This is a genomic window from Streptomyces prunicolor NBRC 13075 (genome assembly GCF_000367365.1).
In the GTDB taxonomy this organism is placed as follows: domain Bacteria; phylum Actinomycetota; class Actinomycetes; order Streptomycetales; family Streptomycetaceae; genus Streptomyces; species Streptomyces prunicolor.
In genome coordinates this window covers 53221-74206 of the sequence record NZ_BARF01000039.1, presented here as the reverse complement: position 1 = coordinate 74206, position 20986 = coordinate 53221, and the positions used below count along the sequence as shown (strand labels likewise).

The 20986-nt window shown below is 71.9% G+C and carries 16 protein-coding genes; 9 read left to right on the top strand and 7 right to left on the bottom strand.

Features of this window, described 5'->3' with window-relative positions; genetic code table 11:
* Window positions 1-25: 25 nt before the first annotated feature.
* From SPR02S_RS55900 to SPR02S_RS18375, 3 genes are all read right to left on the bottom strand, one after another.
* The gene (locus SPR02S_RS55900) at window positions 26-667 is read right to left on the bottom strand and encodes a hypothetical protein (RefSeq protein WP_019058458.1); all 642 of its coding nucleotides are present in this window, start codon (window positions 665-667) and stop codon (window positions 26-28) included.
* Window positions 668-706: 39 nt separating this feature from the next.
* Window positions 707-2137, bottom strand: a complete 1431-nt coding sequence (locus SPR02S_RS55895) for an NAD(P)/FAD-dependent oxidoreductase (RefSeq protein ID WP_019058457.1) — start codon at window positions 2135-2137, stop codon at window positions 707-709.
* A gap of 84 nt (window positions 2138-2221) precedes the next feature.
* Entirely contained in the window at window positions 2222-2638 is a 417-nt protein-coding gene (locus SPR02S_RS18375) for an SsgA family sporulation/cell division regulator (protein WP_019058456.1), read from the bottom strand.
* Window positions 2639-2847: 209 nt separating this feature from the next.
* On the opposite strand from SPR02S_RS18375, the gene SPR02S_RS18370 reads away from it, so the two are divergent.
* Complete coding sequence (locus SPR02S_RS18370; protein WP_019058455.1) at window positions 2848-4491, top strand: sigma-70 family RNA polymerase sigma factor; 1644 nt, start codon at window positions 2848-2850, stop codon at window positions 4489-4491.
* Here SPR02S_RS18370 and SPR02S_RS18365 read toward each other — a convergent pair.
* Window positions 4466-5392 (bottom strand): LysR family transcriptional regulator, encoded by a 927-nt coding sequence (locus tag SPR02S_RS18365; RefSeq protein WP_026150667.1) that lies wholly within the window; start codon window positions 5390-5392, stop codon window positions 4466-4468. The two genes, SPR02S_RS18370 and SPR02S_RS18365, sit on opposite strands and share 26 nt — an antisense overlap.
* Window positions 5393-5488: 96 nt before the next feature.
* Here SPR02S_RS18365 and SPR02S_RS18360 point away from each other — a divergent pair, with 96 nt between their 5' ends.
* Complete coding sequence (locus SPR02S_RS18360; protein WP_019058453.1) at window positions 5489-6319, top strand: oxidoreductase; 831 nt, start codon at window positions 5489-5491, stop codon at window positions 6317-6319.
* A 101-nt stretch (window positions 6320-6420) separates the two neighbouring features.
* Window positions 6421-8634, top strand: a complete 2214-nt coding sequence (locus SPR02S_RS18355; RefSeq protein WP_019058452.1) for a DEAD/DEAH box helicase — start codon at window positions 6421-6423, stop codon at window positions 8632-8634.
* Window positions 8635-8671: 37 nt separating this feature from the next.
* Here SPR02S_RS18355 and SPR02S_RS18350 read toward each other — a convergent pair whose 3' ends face one another.
* The 3 genes from SPR02S_RS18350 to SPR02S_RS18340 all read right to left on the bottom strand — a co-directional run bounded on the left by SPR02S_RS18350 (window position 8672) and on the right by SPR02S_RS18340 (window position 13931).
* Window positions 8672-11296, bottom strand: a complete 2625-nt coding sequence (locus tag SPR02S_RS18350) for a discoidin domain-containing protein (RefSeq protein WP_019058451.1) — start codon at window positions 11294-11296, stop codon at window positions 8672-8674.
* Window positions 11297-11382: 86 nt separating this feature from the next.
* Window positions 11383-12603 carry a serpin family protein gene (locus SPR02S_RS18345; protein ID WP_019058450.1) on the bottom strand — a complete coding sequence of 407 codons (1221 nt, stop codon included), beginning with the start codon at window positions 12601-12603 and terminating at the stop codon, window positions 11383-11385.
* Between the two features lie 137 nt (window positions 12604-12740).
* Window positions 12741-13931, bottom strand: a complete 1191-nt coding sequence (locus SPR02S_RS18340; protein WP_026150666.1) for a serpin family protein — start codon at window positions 13929-13931, stop codon at window positions 12741-12743.
* A 114-nt stretch (window positions 13932-14045) separates the two neighbouring features.
* On the opposite strand from SPR02S_RS18340, the gene SPR02S_RS18335 reads away from it, so the two are divergent.
* The 6 genes from SPR02S_RS18335 (at window position 14046) to SPR02S_RS18310 (ending at window position 20958) form a co-directional block, all read left to right on the top strand.
* The gene (locus SPR02S_RS18335) at window positions 14046-15419 is read left to right on the top strand and encodes a DUF4190 domain-containing protein (RefSeq protein WP_019058448.1); all 1374 of its coding nucleotides are present in this window, start codon (window positions 14046-14048) and stop codon (window positions 15417-15419) included.
* Window positions 15420-15566: 147 nt separating this feature from the next.
* Entirely contained in the window at window positions 15567-16319 is a 753-nt protein-coding gene (locus SPR02S_RS18330) for a GntR family transcriptional regulator (protein WP_019058447.1), read from the top strand.
* Between the two features lie 390 nt (window positions 16320-16709).
* Window positions 16710-16901, top strand: coding sequence for an SPOR domain-containing protein (locus tag SPR02S_RS18325; RefSeq protein WP_026150665.1), 192 nt, complete (start codon window positions 16710-16712; stop codon window positions 16899-16901).
* A gap of 31 nt (window positions 16902-16932) precedes the next feature.
* On the top strand, window positions 16933-17367 hold the full coding sequence (locus tag SPR02S_RS18320; RefSeq protein WP_019058445.1) for a (deoxy)nucleoside triphosphate pyrophosphohydrolase: 435 nt from the start codon (window positions 16933-16935) through the stop codon (window positions 17365-17367).
* A 206-nt stretch (window positions 17368-17573) separates the two neighbouring features.
* Window positions 17574-17981 (top strand): ATP-binding protein, encoded by a 408-nt coding sequence (locus SPR02S_RS18315; protein ID WP_026150664.1) that lies wholly within the window; start codon window positions 17574-17576, stop codon window positions 17979-17981.
* A gap of 262 nt (window positions 17982-18243) precedes the next feature.
* Entirely contained in the window at window positions 18244-20958 is a 2715-nt protein-coding gene (locus tag SPR02S_RS18310) for a SpoIIE family protein phosphatase (protein WP_019058443.1), read from the top strand.
* The last annotated feature ends 28 nt before the right edge of the window (window positions 20959-20986 follow it).

The following is a 20986-nucleotide window of genomic DNA, read 5'->3' as shown; positions in this document are numbered from 1 at the left end:
CGGCGGAGCGGGAATCGCCCCGGTGTCACTCCCGCCCGGCCGCCGGGTTGAGGGCCGCGGCGATCGCCGGGGTCACCGGGTGTCCGGCGAGGACATGGCGGATGGCGTCGAGGGGGACAGGGCGTTCGTAGTAGTCCTCGAAGTGGGCCTGGATCGTCTTCGGGGAGCGGTGGGTGAGGAGACGGAAGAGGTGGCTGGCGCCGTCCGGGTCCGCGCGTCCGGCCGGGAAGTCGATGGCCGAACCGGTGCGCCACGCGGTGTCGCCGGTCTCGCGCCACAGGCAGGCCGTGACGCGGGTGCGGGTGATCCCCATGTGCTCGTCCGTGAACGCGAGGTCGTCCAGCAACGGGCGCAGCGTGACCGGCACTTCGTCGATGACACCGGGCCAGACCTGGTCGTCCTCCGTCCCGTACGGGCTCATCGCCGACTCGTGGTCGAAGCCGCGTATGAGCACTCCGGCCGAGGTGAAGAGGACGGAGAAGTCGTCCCCTGAACCGTTGTCCATCAGGGCCGCTTCCTCGCCCGGGCCCCAGTTGGCGTCGAAGGTGTAGTAGACGAACTGCGGATCGTCGCCGATCGTCGAGTCCAGGACCGCCAACGCCCGCAGATGGACGCGGAGTTCGGCGGGATCAGGGAGGAGGGCGGCGGCCTCGTACACGGTGCTCATGACCTCATGGAAGCAGCCGCCACTGACAACCCCGACGCGCTACTGGGCGATCCCGGGCAACGAGATACCGGCCTCAGCCAACAACTTCCGTTCTCCAACCGTGAACGTCGGCCCCTCGAGCTGCGGCCGAAGCGGCCCGATTGCCGCCGCCGCAAGCACACTTGGCCGGAGCAGCGCCGTGCCCGGGGACTGGAGGGTCAGTACCTCTGTCATCGCGGTCGCCACGTGGTACGAGCCCGTGGCGGTGTGGGAGAGGCGGCTGACGTAGCGCTGGAGGAGGCGGTCGGGGGTGCCCGCGTTTCTGCCCTTCGTCGTCCCGTAGTGGATGTCCTGGCCCACGGCGAGACTCCAGGCGAGTTCGACAGGCCTCGCGATGGCCCGTTGTGCCTTGCGGGAGAGGCCGTTGGTGAGGCCGAGGGAGGTCAGTTGGGTGCGTAGGGCTACGGCGCCGAGGGCCGCCACCGACATGCCGTGGCCGTACACCGGGTTGAACGCGGCCACCGAGTCGCCCAGGGCGACCAGGCCTTCGGGCCAGGACTTGAGACGTTCGTAGTAGTAGCGGCGGTTGGCCGTGCTGTGGGTCACGGCGACGTCGGTGAGGGGTTCGGCGTGGGACAGGAGGTCGGCGATGACCGAGTGGCGGAGCGTGCGGGCGTACGGCTCGAACTCGGCTGCCTCGCGGGAGGGTTGGGCGCCCGGCGTGCCGATCAGGCTGACGTGCCAGCGGCCGTCCTCGATCGGGACGATGCCGCCCGTGCGGCCGGGTTCGCCCCGCCGCGGGTCCGCCTGGACGCTGATCACGGGCCAGTTGAGGGTGGGGACGGGGGCGCGGTAGACGCGGCTGGCGTACGCGATGCCGGAGTCGATGCGGTCCTCGGCCGGTGCCGGGATGCCCAACTCGGCCAGCCACCGCGGAGTGCGTGCCGCCTTTCCGGAGGCGTCGATCACCAGGTCCGCGGTCAGGTCGGTCTCGGTGCCGTCCGCCGCGCGCAGCCGTACGCCGGTGACGCGGCGCGAACTCCCCAGCAGGGCGGTGACTTTGGTGTGCGGGCGCACGCTGACGCGCGCGTCCTTCAGTACCTTCCCGCGGACGACGGAATCGGTGAGGTCGCGGCTCGCGGTGATCAGATGGTGGCTGTCGCGCTTCCAGCGGCGGTACCAGCCCTCGGGCGAGTAGATCAGCATGTTCGTCGTCATGGGCACCCGGTTGGCGCCCGCCGACAGCAACTCCCCGACCGTGCCCGGCAGCAGCTCCTCGATCGCGTTCGCCCCACCCGACAACAGGACGTGGAAATGCGCCGCTTGGGGAACGCCCGGACGTGCCTCGGCGCCCTCGGGCAGGCCGTGCGCCTCGATGATCTCGACGCTGTCGACGTGGTCCCGGACGGCCGCGGCGGCGAGCATGCCGGCGAGGCTGCCTCCGACGACGACGGCACGGGTGGACACACGGGTCGATACACGGGTGGACATCCGGTGCGGTGATTCCGTCATGAGAGGCAGACAATCATCCCAACGCGCCGATCGCATAGGGGAGTTGACCTTCGCCCCCGCATGTCACGCGCCGTCGAGCAGCGAGGCGAGTCCTCGGTCCAGGGACGGTTCCAGGGCTTCGCGGCCCGGCTCGGTGACCCGGTACGTGCGGCGCAGGAAGTGGTGCAGGGCGACCGAGTCGAAGCGGATCATCGCGATGCCCTCGGGCGAGTGGAACTCAACGGCCGTGTGGGCGGGGCCGTATGGCCTGATGTGCACGTTGCCCATCCCGGAGGGGGTGTCGAGACCCTCCTCGAGGAGTGCCCGCGCGAAGGTCCAGGTCACCTTCTTGCCGTCGAGCGATATCCAGGCGGGGAACAGGAGTTGGACGGCGAAGGGGTCGCCGGAGGAGTACCGCAGGGTGACCGTCACGGCCAACTCCTGGTCGTCGTCGGCGATCAGGCGGGCGCTGGTGGGCTGTTCCAGGGTGAGATGGCGCATGGACGGTCTCCGATTCGGGCGGGGCGGGCGGCGGCCGGTTGTGCCGACGCACCTCCTTGATCACCTGGAGGGGTCCTTGATTACGCCGTTTCGTACGGGAGTTATGTGACCTGTATCACCTTGCGGAACGACTGCAACTTTAATTGAAAGTTTTGCCATCTAGGGTACAAACCCTTCCCCGCCCCACTGGCAACTGGAGCGTTGCTGCCATGAACGACGGTCCCACCGCCGCGTACGCCCGGATCTACGAGGAGCAGCAGCCGCGCCTCGTCGCCTACGCCCGCTCGCTCACCCGGAACACCTGGGTCGCCGAAGACCTCGTCGCCGAGGCGCACTTCAGGGTGTGGCGCAGGCTGTCCGCCGGGCACGAGATCGACAACGTACCGGCGTACCTCATGACCACGGTGAAGCACCTCGCCACGGCCGCGGGCAGCGCCGCCCGCGAGACGCCGCGCGATCCGCAGGTCGACGAGCGGACCGACGCGGACCCTGTGCACGTCCACGCCCAGGGGGGCGATCCGGCCGAGCAGGTGTCCTCAACCGACCTGCTGATGCGGGTACTTGAGCAGTTGCCCGAGCGGTGGGTGAAGGCGCTGTGGCTGGCCGAGGCGGAGGGGCTGCCGCTGGCCGCGATAGGCCCCCAACTCGGTACCAAGCAGGGCGCGACGGCCGTACTGCTGCACCGCGCGCGGGAGGGCATGCGGCAGGCGTTCCTGCGTGCCCAGACCGGCGCCCCGGACGATCCCGCCTGCCAGGTGCACTGGGCCCGGATGCCCGCGTACGTGCGCGGCGCCGCCACCGAGCGGCAGTCGGAACGCATCCTCGGCCACGTCGACGCGTGCGACGACTGCCGCGCCCGCCTCGCGGCCCTGATGCGCGCCAACGACCGGCTGCCCGCGCTCGTGGCACCGGCGCTGCTCGTGTTCGTCCTCGGCGGCGCGGGCAAGTTCCTGCTCGCGTTCGGCGCGGGCTCCGCGGGCGCGGCGGCCGTCACGGCGGGTGGCGGTCATGGTGCCGGGTTCCTGCACGGCGTACGGCATGCGGCAGTCGGCGCGTCCAAGACCCAGGTGGCGGCCGCCGTCGGTACGGCCGTGGCGGGCGCCGTCGCGGTGTGCGTCCTCCTCGGCGGCGGCGACGCCACCGAAGTCCCCGTCGCCAAGGGCCCGGTGACCGAAGTCCCGGTCTCCCAGGCACCGGTGGCGTCCGAGCCGCGCACGGCGAAGCCCTCGAAGACACCGGGCGACCGGGGTGGTTCTACGGCGCCCGTGGCGGACGGGGCGATAAGTGCCGTGCCGCCGGCTGTTCTTGGCGACACCGGGGGCGGGTCGACCGTGACGCCGGTGGGGGATGGGGGCGCAACTCCTGTTCCTACGGCTCCTGTTGAGCCGCCGCCGGTGACCACTGAGCCGACTCCGACTCCGACTCCGGATCCCACCCCGCCTCCGACCGAGACGCCGACTCCAACTCCCGCTCCACCGGTGACCACGAAGCCGGAACCGACACCGACCGAACCGACACCGACCGAACCGACACCGACCGAACCGACACCGACGAAGCCGGAACCGACACCGACGAAGCCGGAACCGACACCGACGGACCCGAAGCCGACGGAACCGACTCCCACGCCGCCCAAGAGCGACGAGCCGACGCCGGAGCCGAGTACTCCCGTCAAGGAGACCCCGGACCCTGTCACACCGGAGCCCACGACCCCGTCCGAACCGTCGTCGCCGTCCGAACCGTCGTCACCCGCACCCACCCCCACAACCACACCTGAACCCACGCCCGTTGAGACCCCGGGCGGCAGCGACCAGCCCTGTGATCGGGAGGTCAAGGGGAATCGGCCGATCTCATAGGAGCCACCAGGCGGCACGCCTCCGCGTAAGCCCTCACCAGCGGCCGTACACCGTCCTCCCGTCGCCAGGCGAGGGCGTAACGGCTCGGCGAAATGCCGTGCACCGGGCGGGTGATGACCCCACCGAGGGTGATCAGATGGGCGTTGCCCGTGGCCACCAGGCAGATGCCGAGACCGGCGACGAGCGCCTCGTACGTCTCCTCGGTGCTCGCGATCTCCGCCCCGATGCGCGGTAGTTGGCCACCGCGTTCGTCGAGGGCGAGCCAGTGGTCGCGCAACGGACCCGCGTCGGGCGGCAGGGCGAGGAACGGCTCGTCGACGAGGTCCGCGAAGTCGACCTCGGCGCGGGCGGCCAGCGGATGGGTGTCCAGGAGCGCGACCAGGCGGGGTTCCTCGGCGACCACCGTCCAGCCGTAGCGCTCCGCGTCGGGCAACGGCAGCCAGACGAACGCCACATCCGCGGCGCCGTCCGCGAGGCCGGCCGTCGGATCGTCCCAACTCACCTGCCGCAGCCGTACGTTCGCCTCCGGACGCGCGGCCGTGAAGCGGGAGCGGATCGCGGGCAGCAGGCCACCCCGGCCGGGGCTGGTGCTCATGCCGACCACCAGGGTGCTGCGTTCGGCCGCGCCCACCTCCGCCAGCGCCGCCGCGCCCTCCGCCCAGACCGCCAACACCCGCTGGGCGTACGGCAGTAGGGCCGCACCGGCGGCCGTGAGCGCCACGCCCTGCCGGTCGCGCCGGAACAGTTCGGCGTCCAACTGCCGTTCCAGCGCCCGGATCTGCTTGCTCAGGGCGGGCTGCGAGACGTACAGCTTCTCGGCCGCGCGCGTGAAGTGCAGTTCCTCGGCGACCGCGACGAAGTAGCGCAGGTCCCGTACGTGGACGTCCGTCGTCATAGCCATTGGTTATCAGCGTAGGTCTTGGACGGGCGATCGGGGGCGGGCGCAGGCTGGTCGGCAGTCGGGCAACAGGGATCCGGGATCTCAAGGGGAGACGTCATGAACAAGGTGTGGCTGGTCACCGGCGCGAGCAGCGGGTTCGGGCGGGCCATCGTCGAGGCCGCGCTCGCCGCCGGTGACGTGGTCGTCGGTGCGGCGCGGCGGACCGAGGGGCTGGAGGACCTGCTGGCCGCGCGGCCCGACCAGATGGAGGCGCTGCGCCTGGACGTCACCGACACGGGGGCGGCGGAGGCGGCCGTACGGGACGTGGTGGCGCGGCACGGGCGGATCGACGTGCTCGTCAACAATGCGGGGCGTACGCACGTCGGGGCCTTCGAGGAGACCACCGAGCAGGAGCTGCGGGACCTGTTCGACCTGCATGTCTTCGGGCCTGCGGCCCTCACGCGCGCGGTGCTGCCGTCCATGCGGGAGCGGCGCTCCGGGGCGATCGTGCAGATGAGCAGCATGGGCGGGCAGATGTCCTTCGCGGGCTTCTCGGCGTACAGCGGAACGAAGTTCGCCCTGGAGGGGCTCTCCGAAGGGCTCGCGGACGAGGTCGCCGAGTACGGCATCAAGGTGCTGGTCGTTGAGCCGGGCGCCTTCCGGACCGCGCTGTTCGACACGAGCCGGGCCGGAGTCAGCGCCGACAGCGGGGCGTACTCCAAGGTGAGCGCGACCCGCGGCGCCGTCGACAGCAACGACGGCGCCCAGCCCGGCGACCCGGCCAAGGCGGCGGCCCTCATCCTGGCCGCGCTGGACGCCGAGGAGACCCCGCTCCGCCTGCCGTTGGGCGAGGACGCGGTCGACGCCGTCCTCGGCCACCTCGACCAGGTGCGCGGCGATATCGCGGCGTGGGAGAAGCGGACGCGGGCGACGGGGTTCGACGCCTGACGGACGGCCGGAACCCTTGGCCCGGCTGCTCTCGTCCCGGTTGTCAGTGGCGCGTGCCACGATTGTGCGCACAGGGAGACCGATGGGGAGCGGGGGGTGACATGGAGGGCGAGTCGCCGCGGGTCGGCCGACGGGCCAGGGAGCTGTGCGTACAGGGCACACGGCTCTACGACGTGGCGCGCGCCCTGCGTGCCGACCACACCCGTGCCCTCGACACCGTCCGCTCCGCGCTGGAGCCGCTGCGGGCCGAACTCGTCGCCCAGGAGCTGGAGTCCATCCCCGTAGCGAGGCTGAAGGACGTCACCGAGGGGCGGCTGCGGCTCGGGGCCGTGGAGGCGGCGGGGCTCACCTCCGTGCGCGCGGTGCACGAGGCGAGCCGGTACGAGCTGCGGCAACTGCCCGGCGTAGGACAGCAGACCGCCGACCGGGCGCTCGCCGCCGCCCGGCAGATCGCGCGGGCCGTCGCCGAGACCGTCTCCGTGCGCATCGACGTCGACCACCCCGAACCCCGCACCACCGCCCTGGTCATCGCGCTGCAACGGCTCGTCGAGGCCGGACCCGAGCTGCGCCGCGCCCTGGACGCCGCGACCCGGCTCGACGAACGGCTCGGCGCGCTGCTGCCCGTGGCCCGGCCCGCCAGCAGCAGGCTGTTGCTGGCACTCGCCGGTCGGCGCAGGCGGGACGGTGCACTCGCCGCGGTCACCGAACTGCACGAACTGGTCGCCGACCCGGCCGCCAAGGACGTACGGCTGCTGATCGCGCAGGCCTCCACCGATCTGCTGCGTCCGCCCGTCTCCGAGATCGAGGCGTGGGTCGACTTCGAGCTGCGGTCCGCCGAGTACTACAGCCAGCTCGCCGAGGTCGACGGGCAGCAGCCGGACCTCGCGGCGAGCGAGGGCTTCCTGCCGGCGGAGCTGGCCGAGCGGGTGCACGCCCAGCCGCTGGACGACACCCATCGCCGGGTCTCCCTGCGCGGATACCAGTCCTTCGGCGCCCGCTTCGCCCTTGCTCAACGCCGGGTCGTCCTCGGGGATGAGATGGGGCTCGGCAAGACCGTCCAGGCCATCGCCGCACTGGCCCATCTCGCGGCCGAGGGGCACAGCCACTTCCTGGTGGTCTGCCCGGCCAGCGTGCTGATCAACTGGACCCGCGAGATCGGCGCCCGCAGCACCCTGCGCGCGCTGCCCGTGCACGGCCCGGACCGACAGGACGCCTACGGGGAGTGGAGCGAGCGGGGCGGGGTGGCGATCACGACCTTCGACACGCTGCACACCCTGCCCGCGCCGGTCGACAAGTCACCGAAGGGCAGGAGGACGAGGACCGAGGCACCGACCGGTCCCACTCCGGGCATGCTCGTCGTGGACGAGGCCCACTACGTGAAGAACCCGGACACCCGCCGCACCAAATCCGTCGCCCTGTGGACCGAGCGCTGCGACCGCGTCCTGTTCCTCACCGGCACGCCGATGGAGAACCACGTCGACGAGTTCCGCACCCTCGTCCGCCACCTGCGCCCCGAACTCCTCCCGACCGTCCGCAACGGCACCGCGGCGGCCGGACCGCACGCCTTCCGCAAGTCCGTCGCCCCCGCCTATCTGCGCCGCAACCAGGAGGACGTGCTCACCGAACTGCCCGCACTCGTCCAGGTCGACGAGTGGGTGGAGCTGGGCGTCGCCGACCGCGAGGCGTACGACCGCGCGGTCGGCGACGGCAACTTCATGGCGATGCGCCGGGCCGCCTACGCCGACACCGAGAAGTCCGCGAAGCTCCAGCGCCTGCGGGAGCTGGTCGCCGAGGCGGCGGACAACGGGGTGAAGGTGGTGGTCTTCTCGTACTTCCGGGATGTGCTCGCCGCGGTGGAACAGGCCCTGGAGAAGGGGGTGTTCGGCCCCATCTCCGGAAGCGTCCCGGCGGCCCGCCGACAGCAACTCGTCGACGACTTCACCCAGGCCCCCGGCCACGCCGTGCTGCTCTCGCAGATCGAGGCGGGCGGAGTCGGCCTCAACCTCCAGGCCGCCTCCCTGGTCATCCTCTGCGAACCCCAGGTCAAGCCGACGGTGGAGCACCAGGCCGTGGCCCGCGTCCACCGCATGGGCCAGATACGCACGGTCCAGGTGCACCGCATGCTCGCCACGGACAGCGTGGACGACCGGCTCCTGACCATCCTCAAGAACAAGGACCGCCTCTTCGACGCCTTCGCCCGGCGCAGCGCCCTCGCGGACGCCACACCGGACGCGATCGACATCTCCGATGCCTCGCTGGCCCGCCGCATCGTGGAGGAGGAGCAGCGGAGACTGGCGACGGAAGCCGCCAACTGACCGTGCCCTCAGGGGTGTTCGGCCAGTTGTTCGGCCGTCACGAGCGCACGTCGAGTTCGGCGAGAGCGGCACCTTTGCCGCCGCTCCGTACGGTGACGCGGACGTACCGGGCGGGCGTCCCGTCAGGCGTGTGCCAGGTACGCCGATCCGCCGAGACCTCGACCGTGTAAGCCCCCGGCTGCTTCGTCCACGTGGGCCGCACCGTCCCGACGCGCACCGTCCGCCCCAGGTCGACTGTCAGAGCCGCGCTGTCGGTGGCCGGGGACCAGGTGGTCGCCGGGCTGCCGTCGACCGCTGCCTCCGGATACAGGCCGGACTCCGAGGAGGTCGCCGTCGCGGGCCGGCAGCGGGCCAGGTCGGTGGTGGGGGTGAGATCGGGGCGCCGGGTCTTGAGGGTGACCGTGCCAGTGAGGGTGCGGCGCCCCTCGGGGGTGTCCAACGTGAACGGCGCCCCGGAGCGCAGCCGTACCGTCGTCGTCTTCGCCCCGATCGCGATGTCGTACGTACGACCGCGCCAGCTGAGCCCCGACAGGCGTACGCCGTCGGTGAGTTGGGGCGGCAGGCTCGGGTCGAGGTGGAGGGCGTCGGGGCGCAGGCGCAGACCGGTGAGGCCGTGGGTGAAGACCTGGAGGAAGCCGCCCTTGCCGGTGAGGAAGTCCTGCGCGGGGGAGCCCGCGAGCGGGTCGGACGCGCCCGCCTTGTCGCCGCGTGACTCCGAGAAGAGGGCGAACGGGCCGCGCGCGAAGGGCTGGTAGGCCCGGCGCAGGAAGGTGTACGCGGCGCAGCCCGGCTCGCCGATCGCCGCCGCGTCGATCGCGTGGACGGCGTCGGTCATGGCGGGGCCGTCCGGGTCGGTGCGCTGGGCGTAGTAGTCGAGGGTGGCGGCACCGGCACCGGACGGCATCGGCCACTCCAGCGGGTAGATCAGCAGCACGGTGTCGGCCTGCTTGATCTGGGAGCCGCCGTAGCCGTCGTACTGGAGGAAGATCTTGCGCTTCGGGTCGTAGGGGACGCGCAGCCGGTTCGCGATGGTGAGCCAGTCGGCGGGGGCGTCGGTGCCCAGGGTGCGGGCCGCGTCGGTGGCGGCGCGCAGGGCGGTGGCGGCGACGGCGTTGGTGTAGACGCCGTCGTTGACGCCGTTGCTGTACTCGTCGGGTCCGGCGACCTCTTTGACGGAGTACGAGCCGTCGGAGTTCTTCGTGACCCGCGAAGTCCAGTACTGGGCAAGGCCGTTGAGGAGGGGCCAACCTCGGGTGCGGAGCCAGCTGCGGTCGCCGGTGGCGAGGTAGTACTGCCAGGCGGCCAGCGCGATGTCGCCCTGGAGGTGGTTCTGGGTGACGCAGTGCGGCGGCTGCCAGCTCTGGCACTCGTTCCACAGCTTCCCGTGACTCGCGCTCGTCCACGGGAAGAACAGGCCCTTCACCCCGGTCTTCGCGGCGTTCTCGGCGGCGGCCGTGCGGGTGCGGTACCGGTATTCGAGGACCGGGCGGGCGAGGTCGGGGTGGGCCGCGAGCAGCGAGGGGAGCATCCAGGTCTCGGCGTCCCAGAAGACCATGCCCGCGTAGTTGTCGCTGGTCAGACCGGCGGGCGCGATGCTGTTTTGGGCGCCGGGGCGCAGCGCGGACAGCAGCCCGTACTGGGCGGAACGGGCCCAGAGTTGCAGATCCGGATGGCCCGGCACCTCGATGTCGGACGACCACAGCGCCCGCCACGCGGCGGTGTGCGCGGCCAGCAGCGCGTCCCACCCGCGCCCCGCGGCCCGCCCGGCGGCGTCCTGCGCGGCGGAACGCGGGTCGCGGGAGGTGAGGGCGGTGTCGACGCCGACGTACTTGGTGGCGGTGTAGCTACGACCGGAACGGACGGGGAGGGTGGCTGCCTGACTGGCACTCAACCCTCCCTGCCTATCGGCCTGTTGGATACGTCCGGGGGCATCCAGCACGGACGCGACGGCCCCGTCGACATGCGTCCCGTCCGTGCGGAACGCCACGCCGATGGTGCGATCGCCGACCGGGCCGCCGTCCGTCTGTGTGACGCGCCGTGCGCCACGGCCGTCGAGGCGGTCGGTGAGGGTGAGTTCGCCGTCCCAGTGCGGGGTCACGCGCAGCCGTACGGCGCCGGTGTGCGGGGCGTCGCGGGCGGCGAGGACGTCGTAGACCAGGTCGGTGCGGCGGCCGTCCTTCGTGGTCCAGGTGAGGGACGTACGGACGTAGCCGCAGCGGAGGTCGAGCGTCTGGCGGTAGTGGCTGACCCGGCCGGTGTCGGCGCCGCCGTAGGTCTCGGTGCCCGTCGTGACGTCGAGGCCGGTCCAGTTCGGGAGCGCGGCGAGGGCTTCGCGGCCGGCGGTGTTCGCGGGGCCCCGGGCGTAGAGGCCGGAGACGAACGCGCCGTCGTAGCGCGGGGTGTAGAGCGGCCAGCCGGTCTTCTCGCCGGAGGCGGCGTAGCCCGCACCGGAGGGCGGTACGCGGGCGCCGAGATAGCCGTTGCCGACGTAGGGGTGGTACGTGTCGGCCGGGTCGATGCGGGTGGCCGAGGGCGACCAGCCGCGCGCGCCGCAGTCGGCACGGGGATGGGGGCGGGGTGCGGCCGACGCCGGAGAGAGGGGAAGGGGGAGGAGCAGGGCGGCGGCGAGGAGCGGGAGCAGCAGGCGGGTGGGTTTGGGCACCGTTCGACGATGGGCTGCCCCGCGCGGCGAGGGTGGGAAGCGCGCGGGGGATTACCACGTACGGAGCGCAACCGGCCCCGGGTCCCCTACCTCCCGTAGGGGGTCGGATCGGTGACCCAGCCCGCCGTCAGGACCAGGCCCGACTCCCGGTGTACGGCCAGGAAGCCGAAGGGGCGGTCGAATTGGGCGGTGACGACGGTGGTCATGTGGCGGAGTCGGGGCGCGGCGCCGCCGTAGCCGGGCGCGATCGCGGTCACCGCGCCCGCACGGAAGCCGAGCGCGCCGAACCGCGCCACCGCGGACTGTTCGGCCTGCCCGATGGCCAGCGGGGTCGGGCTGATGCCGGGGAAGTGGCCGTCCGTGCTGTCCATCGCCGTGGTGAGCCCGAACAGGCCGTGCAGGCCCCGGAGATCGTGCCGCGCCCGCATGTCGTACGCCACCGTCGTCACGGCCAGCTCCGGCGGTCGCGGTGTGGCACACGGCTGTTGCTCGACGCGCAGGCCCGGTCCCACGTCCCCGTACGGGAGTTGGCCGCTCGGTACCACGGTCAGTCGGCCGGCCAGTACGTCAACTCCCGTGCCCAGCACCCGACCTGGGGTCATGCGCGGTTCGCCGAGCAGCAGGTGGACGTCGATCCCGTTGTCGCCGGGGACCTTGAGCTCGGTGACGTGACCGTGCGGGCCGCTTGTCACGCCGGCCCGGTCGAGGCGTACGCCGGTGCGGTGCAGGCCCACCAACTGCCGTCCCTGCCAAGGGCCGGTGTCCGGGCGGAGCCTCAACTCGCTGAACGGGCGCGGCCATTCGGTACGGAGCGCGAGCGCGCTCGCCAGGACCATGAGCACGTCCTCGTCCAAGGTGACCGGCATCCGCTCGATCAGCCCGTCCGTCCGCTCGGCGGCCCAGGCGTCCAACGCGTGCTGGGAGGCGGGGAGATCTTCGGTGAGCACACCGTGCGTGTCCGCCGGCAGCCCGGCCCGCCACTCCTCCCGTAGGGGCAGTTCGCGCCTGGTCCACAGTCCGAGCGCGGAGTTCAGACCGGGCATCGACGCCATCCGGGCCAGCAACTCCCGTGCGGCGGCGGCAGCTTGGTCGGCGGGCATGCCCACCGCGTCCGCCAGCTCCGCCCGCGCGGCGCCGGACGCCCCGTCGGCGAGGAACGCGAGCAACGGCCACACCCCGGCCGCCGAGAACACCGTGCCGTCGGACACCGAGCCCGCCCAACGCGCCGTCAGCCGATTGGCCGCCTCGACCGCGCCCCCGAGCGCCGCACCGTCAACTGCCGTGCCGCCGACCGCCGTTCCCTGCACCGCTCCCAATTCCGCCCCCGTGAGTTCCGTGACACAAGACCGCGCCACCGCAAGATCGCGTACGGGAAGGCTATCGTCGGCCGCGCCGTCCCCGGTGCTCAGCCCCGGTGCTCAGCCCCGGTGCTCAGCCCCGACGATCAGTCCCAGTCCTCCTCGGGGTACAACTCCGGTTCCGTGACCCACCCCGCCGCCAGCACCAGCCGTGAGTGACGGTGCAGGGCGAGGAACGCGAAGGGGCGGTCGAAGCGGGCGGTGATGGTGGTGGTGACGTAGCGGAGGTCGGGCGGGGCACCGCCGGGGATGGCGGCGAAGGCCGTCACCGCCGCCGCGCGAAAGCCGCGTGCGCCGAATCTCGCCGTCGTGGACTGCTCGGCCGACCCGATCGCCAGCGGGAACCCGCTGATCCCGGGAAAGTGCCCCCGCGAGGCGTCCCGCGCCGTCGTGAGGCCGAACAGGCGGTGCAGGCGCAGGAGATCGTGCCGCGCACGCATGTCGTACGCCACGGTCGTCACGTCGAGCGAGGGTGGTTGTGGGCTCGTGCAGCGTTCCTTCTCCACGCGCAGGCCCGGGCCCGGGTCGCCGTAAGGGAGTCGGTCTCCGGGTACTACGGGATGACGGCCGTCCAGGATCCCCACGCCCGCGCCCAGCACCTGCCCGGACGTCATCCCCTCCTCCCCGAGCAGGAGATGGACGTCGATCGCCGACTTGCCGAGGACCTTCAGCCGGGTGACATGGCCGTCCGGTGTGTCCGCCACGCCGATCCGGTCCAGGAGGGCGGTGCTGCGGAACAGGCCGAGCGGGACCCGGTCGCTCCAGTACAGGCTCTCCATCGGTGTCTCGTCGAACGGCCGCAGCCACTCCGTGCGCAGGGCCAGCGCGCTCGCCAGCACCAGTTCGGTGTCGTCCGTCAGCGCCACCGGCATCCGCTCGATCAGCCCGCCGGTCCGCTTCGACGCCCACGCGTCCAGGGTCGCGCGGTCCGCCCCGAGGTCTCCCGTGAGCACCCCGTGCGCCTCGGCCGGCAGCCCCGCCGCCCACGCCTCCCGCACCTCCAGCGTCCGCTTCGTCCACAACCCGAGCGCCGAGTCCACACCCCGCATCGCCGCGAGCCCGCCCAGCAACTCCCGTGCGGCGGCGGCAGCTTGGCCGGTGGGCAGCCGCACCGCGTCCGCCAGCTCCGCCCGCGCCGCACCCCCGGCACCGTCCGCCAGCAGGGCCAGCAACGGCCACACCCCGGCCGCCGAGAACACCGTGCCCCCGTCGACCGCCCCCGCCCACCGCGCCGTCAGCGCGTTCACCGCCCGCACGGTCGCTCGTGTAACCCGCATTCCACCCCCGCTCACCTCGCGCTTACCATGCGCCAAGTCGTACGTCAGTTCCGCATCTGAAGATCTCCAGCTCTCCCCCCGGAGATCCCCGCCTGAACCAGGAGCACGGTACCCGTGTCCATACCCCCGCCCCCTCAGGGTCCCGAAGGTCCCCAGGACCAGCCCCCGGTCCCGGCTCCCTCCCCGCAGGCATCCACCCCGTACAACCCCTACGCCCCACCGCAGCAGGACCCGTACGCCCCGCCGTCGGCGGACCCGTACGCCCCGCCCCCGCAGACCCCCTACGGCGCGCAGCCTCCGCCCCAACTCCCGTACGGCGCACAGCCGCAGAGCCCCTACGCCCCGTACCCCCAGGGCGTGCAGACCCCTCCGGGTCCCCCGAGCCCCTACGGCCCCCAGCCCTACCAGACCTGGTCCCAGGGCTACACCCCGTACAACAACCCCGCGCCCCTCAACGGCATGTCCGTCGCCGCGCTCGTGCTCGGGATCCTGTGCTGCGTGCCGGGTGTCGGTCTCGTCCTCGGGCTGATCGCGCTGAACCAGATCAAGAAGCGGGGCGAGCGCGGGCGGAGCATGGCGGCGACCGGCATCGTGCTGTCGGCGTTCGGGCTGGTGGTGGGGGTGCTCGGGGTGACCGGCGCGGCGACCGGGTTCTGGGACGAGGTCAAGGACAGCGCGCGGAACAACGCGAGCGCCTCCCCGGTGAAGGGCGAGTGCTTCGACGCGCCCAGCGGTTCGCTGGAGGGCATGACGTACGACTTCGACGTGGTGTCCTGCGACGGCGAGCACGACGGGGAGGTGTTCGCCGTCGTACGGATGGGCAGCGGCTCGTATCCGGGGGACAAGAAGGTCACCGCCACCGCCGACGACAAGTGCTACGCGCTCCAGGACGCCTACGCCATGGACGGCTGGGCCGTACCCGACGACGTGGACATCTACTACGTCACCCCGACCTCGCAGAGCTGGAGCCTGGGCGACCGCGAGATCACCTGCGTGTTCGGCAACACCGACGAGGAGGCGAGCCTGCCCGGCGGTTCGCTGCGCAACGACGCCACGAACCTCGACTCCGACCAGGTCGCGTATCTGAAGGCGGCCCACGTCCTCAACGCGGCGCTGGACACGGCACCGGACGCGCAGTACGTCGAGGACGACCTGCCGGGGCACAAGGCCTGGGCGGGCCGGGTCTCGACCGCGCTGACCCAGCAGGCCGATCTGCTCGACGGCCATGAGTGGTCCGGCGCCTCCGCCGAACCGGTCGCGGCCCTGGTCAAGGATCTGCGGACGGCGCAGAAGGAGTGGGCGAAGGCGGCGAAGGCGTCCGACGCCGACGAGTTCTACGCGCACTACGACAAGGGCGCCGACCTGATCGACCCCCAGAAGTCGGTCACCGCCCGCAAGGCTCTGGGGCTCGCCACGACCCCTCCCGCGTACGACGAGAACGACGGCGGCGAGGACAGCGGGGGAGGCGCCGGCGGCATGGAGGTGTGACGGCTCCTATAGCGGGGAGAAAGTGCCTGGGTAAAGCCCACACCGGGGATAAGTCATCACATCGAGTGATTCTCTGGCCTTTGCTTGCATGGCACAACCCACGGTTGCCAGGCTGTTGCTGTCTGTACAACCTGATGGGAGCGGCCAGTGACATTCGGTGAGCAGCCGGCGTATCTGCGCGTCGCGGGTGATCTCCGCAAGAAGATCGTCGACGGCCAGCTGCCCCCACACACCCGGCTGCCCTCGCAGGCCAGGATCCGCGAGGAGTACGGGGTCTCCGACACGGTCGCGCTCGAAGCGCGCAAGGTGCTGATGGCCGAGGGGTTGGTCGAGGGCCGTTCCGGCTCGGGGACGTATGTGCGCGAGCGTCCCGTGCCGAGGCGCGTGTCCCGCTCCGGGTTCCGGCCGCCGGCCGGCGCGACCCCGTTCCGGCAGGAGCAGGCCGAGGGGGAGGCGCGCGGCACCTGGGAGTCCAGCAGTGAGCAGGCCGAGGCGAGCGGCACCATCGCCGAGCGGCTCGCCCTCAAGCCCGGTGACCGCGTGATGTGCACGAAGTACGTGTTCCGGGACGCGGGCGAGACGATGATGCTCTCCACGTCCTGGGAGCCCCTCGCGGTGACCGGCCGTACGCCGGTGATGCTGCCCGAGGAGGGGCCGCTCGGCGGCATGGGGGTCGTCGAGCGGATGCGTGCCATCGACGTCGTCGTGGACAACGTCACGGAGGAGGTCGGCGCCCGGCCGGGTCTCGCCGAGGAGTTGCTCTCCCTGGGGGGAGTCCCCGGGCATGTGGTCCTGGTCATCCAGCGCACGTACTACGCCTCGGGGCGCCCGGTGGAGACGGCCGACGTGGTGGTCCCGGCTGACCGCTACCGGATCGCCTACCACTTGCCGGTCAAGTAGCGCACCGAGAAGCGCACCAAGCGGCACGCCAAGAAGCACACCGAGCGGCGCACCGAGTAGTGCGCTCAGTGTGAAGTAGTCCACCCCTTACGGCATTTGTCGCCGGAACCGACCAACTCGCCCCGCCCTGGGCGCCGTTGGATTCCGGTCTTTCTCGCAGGTCGTTCACGACGCCTGTAGCGTGCCTCTCACCGGATGCATCGAGGTGCGCCAACGGCGCGTTCGTCATCGTGCGCCCCCTCCGTCCTGGCTGGTTGCGTACCTCTTTGTGAAAACCCGTATTCGCTGCGTGAAGGTTAGGCGTAGGCTCCGGCATATGCGGATTGCGGTTTCCTTATGGGGTGGGGCACGGCACGAACCGCGAGCAGGAGGCGGAGGGGCGCGATGGCGATGAACGACGACACGATCACCCTGCCCTGGCTCGTGATACGGCAGGACGACAACGGCAATCGCTACCGCGTGGGCAGGTACGCCACCCGCGCGGAGGCCCAGAAGATCGCGGACAGCCTCGACGACCGCGGCCACAAGCAGCTGTACTGGGTCGAGCGGATCGGGCAGAGCGAGGACGCCACCCGCAACTGACCGCACCCTCGCACCCCGTAGGCTCCGGCGCATGACGACACGGATCGTGGTGGTCGGAGCCGCCCTGTTCGACGGCGACGGCAACGGCGGCAGTGCCGGCGGCCGACTGCTCGCCGCCCGTCGCAGCGCTCCCCCCGAACTGGCCGGACGCTGGGAACTCCCCGGCGGCAAGGTCGAGCCCGGCGAGCGCCCCGACGCCGCGCTGGTGCGCGAGTTGCGCGAGGAGCTCGGCGTCGACGCCGAGACCGTGGAGCGCGTCCCGGGGGAGTGGCCGCTGAAGCCGCCGTACGTCCTCCAGGTCTGGACGGCCCGGCTGCTCCCCGGCTCGGCGGAGCCCGCGCCCCTCGAAGACCACGACGAACTCCGCTGGCTGGCCCCCGCCGACATCTGGACGGTCGACTGGCTCGACCAGGACGTGCCCGCCGTACGGGAGGCGCTCGCGCTCGTCGAGGCCGGGGCGCGCTGAACTCGTCGACGTGCGCAGGGCTGCCGGGCCGCTGCGAACTCGTCGTGGGCCGGGATGACGTAGGCCGGGATGGCGGAGCGCGGTGGACTCGGCGTACGCCGTTCGTGCCACAGTGCGCCCTCCGGGGCGGTACCGGGCCCTGAATATCGGGTATGTGCCCATTAACCCCATGAAATCGGACATGGGTGAGCTGGCTGGCCCGGGATGTGATCGGCTTGATCGACACCGAAGGCGACTGCGCCGAGTGGACCTTTCCCGCGGAGCCCGGAGCCGTCCGCACCGCACGCACCGCCGTCCGCGGCCAGTTGCGGGACTGGGACCTCGACGCCCTCGCCGACATCGCGGCGCTGCTGGTCAGCGAGCTGGTGACCAACGCGCTGCGGCACGCCACCGGACCCATCGGCGTCCGGCTGGTCCGGCCGGTCGGCCCGGACGGAGTCCTGCTGGTCGAGGTCTCCGACCCGCTGCCCGACCCGCCCCGCGAGCGCGTCGCCCGCCCCGAGGACGAGAGCGGCCGGGGTCTCCAACTGGTCGCCGGTGCCTGCGTCCGCTGGGGTACCCGGCCCGGCGAAGCGGGCAAGATCGTATGGTTCGAGCTGGCGGTCCCGGGGTGAAGCGATGCCTCGGCCGGCTGTACGAACCGGACAATGGTGTCCATCGACTGGTTCAGGCCTGTGACGGTTGTCGATCGGCGTGGTTCGACTGCGTGTCCGCTGGTTAGAAGACTGGGAGTGTTGTCGCAGGCCGGTCCGAAATGCATCGGGATTGTCCTGTGATCGTGAACACCGTGTTGTGCGGCGCCGTAGTGCTGGATACTGCGGGCAGCCGCCCCCGGTGACCGGTGCCGGACGCGGTGAGCTGGAGGGGACGGTTCGCGTGAGCGAGATACCAGCGAAGGCCACGGAGTCCGAGGACCCGTCGGACGGCGCGAGGGCTGAGGCCGCGGGTCACGTCGACGTGCCCGGAGGTGACGGCGTGTCCGCCGCTGACGTCATGTCGGGTGTGCCCGGCGGCGACGCGATGACCGTCGGTGACGCCATGTGGCAGAGCAGCCCACCCGGCTCGATCTACGACTACATCAAGGTCGCCTCCTTCTCCATAGGCCCCGACGGGCTCGTCGACCAGTGGAGCCTGCGGGCCGAGCAGCTGTTCGGCATCCCCACGGAGCGCGCGGTGGGCATGGATCCCATCGAGGCGTTCGTCGACCCCGAACTGCACGAGCGCGGCCAGCGGAAGATGGCCGAGATCCTGGACGGCCGGGAGTGGACCGGAGTGGTCCCCTTCAAGGTGCCGGAGACTCCGGAGGGGGAGCCGGGCAAGGAGGGTCTCGCCGAGGTCTATGTGATGCCGACCCGGACCGAGGAGGGCGAGCGGGCCGCCGTCTGCATCGTCGTCGACGTCCGCATCCTGCGTCGCATCGAGACCGATCTCGCCGCCTCGCAGTCGATATTCGGTCAATCTCCGTTCGGGTTCCTGCTGATCGACCCCGACCTGCGGGTCCGCCGGGCCAACCAGCAGATCGCCAACACCTTCGGCGGCACCCCCGAGGACCACCGCGGCCGGGGCGTCCACGACTATCTGCAGAGCCCCGAGGCCGAGCGGGTCACCGCGACCTTGCGCCGCGTCCTGGAGACCGGCAACTCCATCACGGACATGCAGGTCACCGGCCTCGTGCCCGGGTCCGAAGAGCGCCGCCACTGGTCCATCAACCTCTACCGCGTGCACGGCGGCAGCGGCCGCCCCATCGGCATCGCCTGGCTCGGCACCGACGTCACCGACCGCCGCGCCGCCGCCCGCGAGGCCGCCTCCGCGCGGCGCAATCTCGCCCTTCTGAACGAGGCCGGCGCCCGCATCGGGAACTCCCTCGACCTGGAGACCACGGCCCGCGAACTCCTCGACGTCGTCGTCCCCGGCTTCTGCGACCTCGCGACCGTCGACCTCTACCAGGGCCTCCTGGCCGGCGACGAGACCCCGCCGGGCCGCGCCGACGGCAGCGCCGAACTGCGCCGGGTCGCCTTTGCCAGCGCCGTCTCCGACGCCCCCTTCGCCGGCGGGGGCGCACCCGTCACGGTGGGCGCGGTGCACCACTATCCCTTCAACTCGCCCTGCGCGGACGCCTTGCGCACCGCCCGCCCGCAGTACGTCCCCGCCGAGGAGGGCGGCCCCGTCCAGTCCACGCTGGCTGTGCCGATGGTCGCCCACGACACGGTCGTAGGACTGGTGCAGTTCGCCCGTACGAAGGGCAGCGAGCCGTTCGGGGACCGGGACCGGGATCTCGCGGTGGAGCTGGCGGCGCGGGCCGCCGTCTGTATCGACAACGCGCGGCTGTACCGGCGCGAGCACGAACGGGCGTTGATACTGCAGCGGTCCCTCCTCCCGCCCGGCGACCCGGAGGCCTCCGGTCTCGACATCGCCTGCCGCTACCTGCCCGGGAACGCGGCGACGGAGGTCGGCGGCGACTGGTTCGACGTCATCGAACTCCCCGGCCACCGCACGGCGTTGGTCGTGGGAGACGTGATGGGACGCGGTCTGCGCGCGGCGGTGGCGATGGGTGAACTCCGCACGGCGGTCCGCACGTTGGCCCTCCTTGACCTCGAACCAGCCGAAGTCCTCTCGGCGTTGGACGAGATCGCCCGAGGCCTGGGCACCCCCGGCGGAGTCCAGCAAGCCACTCGGGCGGCCCGCCGCCCCCGAGAGGCGGACCTCGCAGAGGTGTATCTGGCCACCTGCATCTACGCGGTCTACGACTCGGTGACCAGGCGCTGCACGTTCGCCAACGCGGGCCACCTCCCGCCGGTCCTGGTGGAACCGGGCGAGGCCGCGCTGATGCTCGACGTCCCGCCCGGCATGCCCCTAGGGGTCGGCGGCGAGCCCTTCGAGGAGGTGGAGGTCGAACTCCCCGAGGGCGCGCTGCTGGCGCTCTACACGGATGGGCTGGTCGAATCCCGCGACCACCCGCTGGACGAGGGCCTCCAGGCGTTTGTGGGCGCGCTGACCGACCCGGCGACACGTGGTTCGTCCGACGGCAACCCGTCCACCGCGGCGGCACTGAACGCCGAGACCCACCGCGACCTGGAGGACGTCTGCGACCACGTCCTCAGCACCCTCGACACCCACCACGGCGAGGACGACATCGCGCTCCTCATGGCCCGCGTCCAGGGCCTGCCGGAGGACTCCGTCGGCGACTGGACCCTGCCGCGGGAACCACGCAGCGTGGGCCGCGCCCGCGAGTACGCCCGCGCCCGCCTCCAGTCCTGGGACCTCGAACCCCTCATCGACACCACCGAGTTGCTCGTCAGCGAGCTGGTGACGAACGCGCTGCGGTACGGCGAGGGCGAGATCCGGCTCCGTCTCCTGCTGGACCGCACCCTGGTGTGCGAGGTCTGGGACGCGGGCCTGGTCCAGCCGCGCCGCCGCCGCGCCCGCGACACGGACGAGGGTGGCCGGGGCCTACAGCTGGTCGGCCTCCTGTCGGCGGCGTGGGGCTCACGCCGGACGCCACGCGGAAAGACGGTGTGGTTCGAACTGCCGTTGCCGGACGGGGAGAACGGGATGGTGGACCCGGCGGAGGCGCTGCTCAGTCTTTTCTGACGGCTCTGACGGCTCTGACGGCTCTGAC

Excerpts from the sequence above, each read along its gene's own strand:
- SPR02S_RS18375 (WP_019058456.1), bottom strand. The coding sequence starts at position 2,638 with ATGCGCCATCTCACCCTGGAACAGCCCACCAGCGCCCGCCTGATCGCC.
- SPR02S_RS18370 (WP_019058455.1), top strand. The coding sequence starts at position 2,848 with ATGAACGACGGTCCCACCGCCGCGTACGCCCGGATCTACGAGGAGCAG.
- SPR02S_RS18365 (WP_026150667.1), bottom strand. The coding sequence starts at position 5,392 with ATGGCTATGACGACGGACGTCCACGTACGGGACCTGCGCTACTTCGTC.
- SPR02S_RS55895 (WP_019058457.1), bottom strand. The coding sequence starts at position 2,137 with ATGTCCACCCGTGTATCGACCCGTGTGTCCACCCGTGCCGTCGTCGTC.
- SPR02S_RS18340 (WP_026150666.1), bottom strand. The coding sequence starts at position 13,931 with ATGCGGGTTACACGAGCGACCGTGCGGGCGGTGAACGCGCTGACGGCG.
- SPR02S_RS18355 (WP_019058452.1), top strand. The coding sequence starts at position 6,421 with ATGGAGGGCGAGTCGCCGCGGGTCGGCCGACGGGCCAGGGAGCTGTGC.
- SPR02S_RS18320 (WP_019058445.1), top strand. The coding sequence starts at position 16,933 with ATGACGACACGGATCGTGGTGGTCGGAGCCGCCCTGTTCGACGGCGAC.
- SPR02S_RS18325 (WP_026150665.1), top strand. The coding sequence starts at position 16,710 with ATGAACGACGACACGATCACCCTGCCCTGGCTCGTGATACGGCAGGAC.
- SPR02S_RS18360 (WP_019058453.1), top strand. The coding sequence starts at position 5,489 with ATGAACAAGGTGTGGCTGGTCACCGGCGCGAGCAGCGGGTTCGGGCGG.
- SPR02S_RS55900 (WP_019058458.1), bottom strand. The coding sequence starts at position 667 with ATGAGCACCGTGTACGAGGCCGCCGCCCTCCTCCCTGATCCCGCCGAA.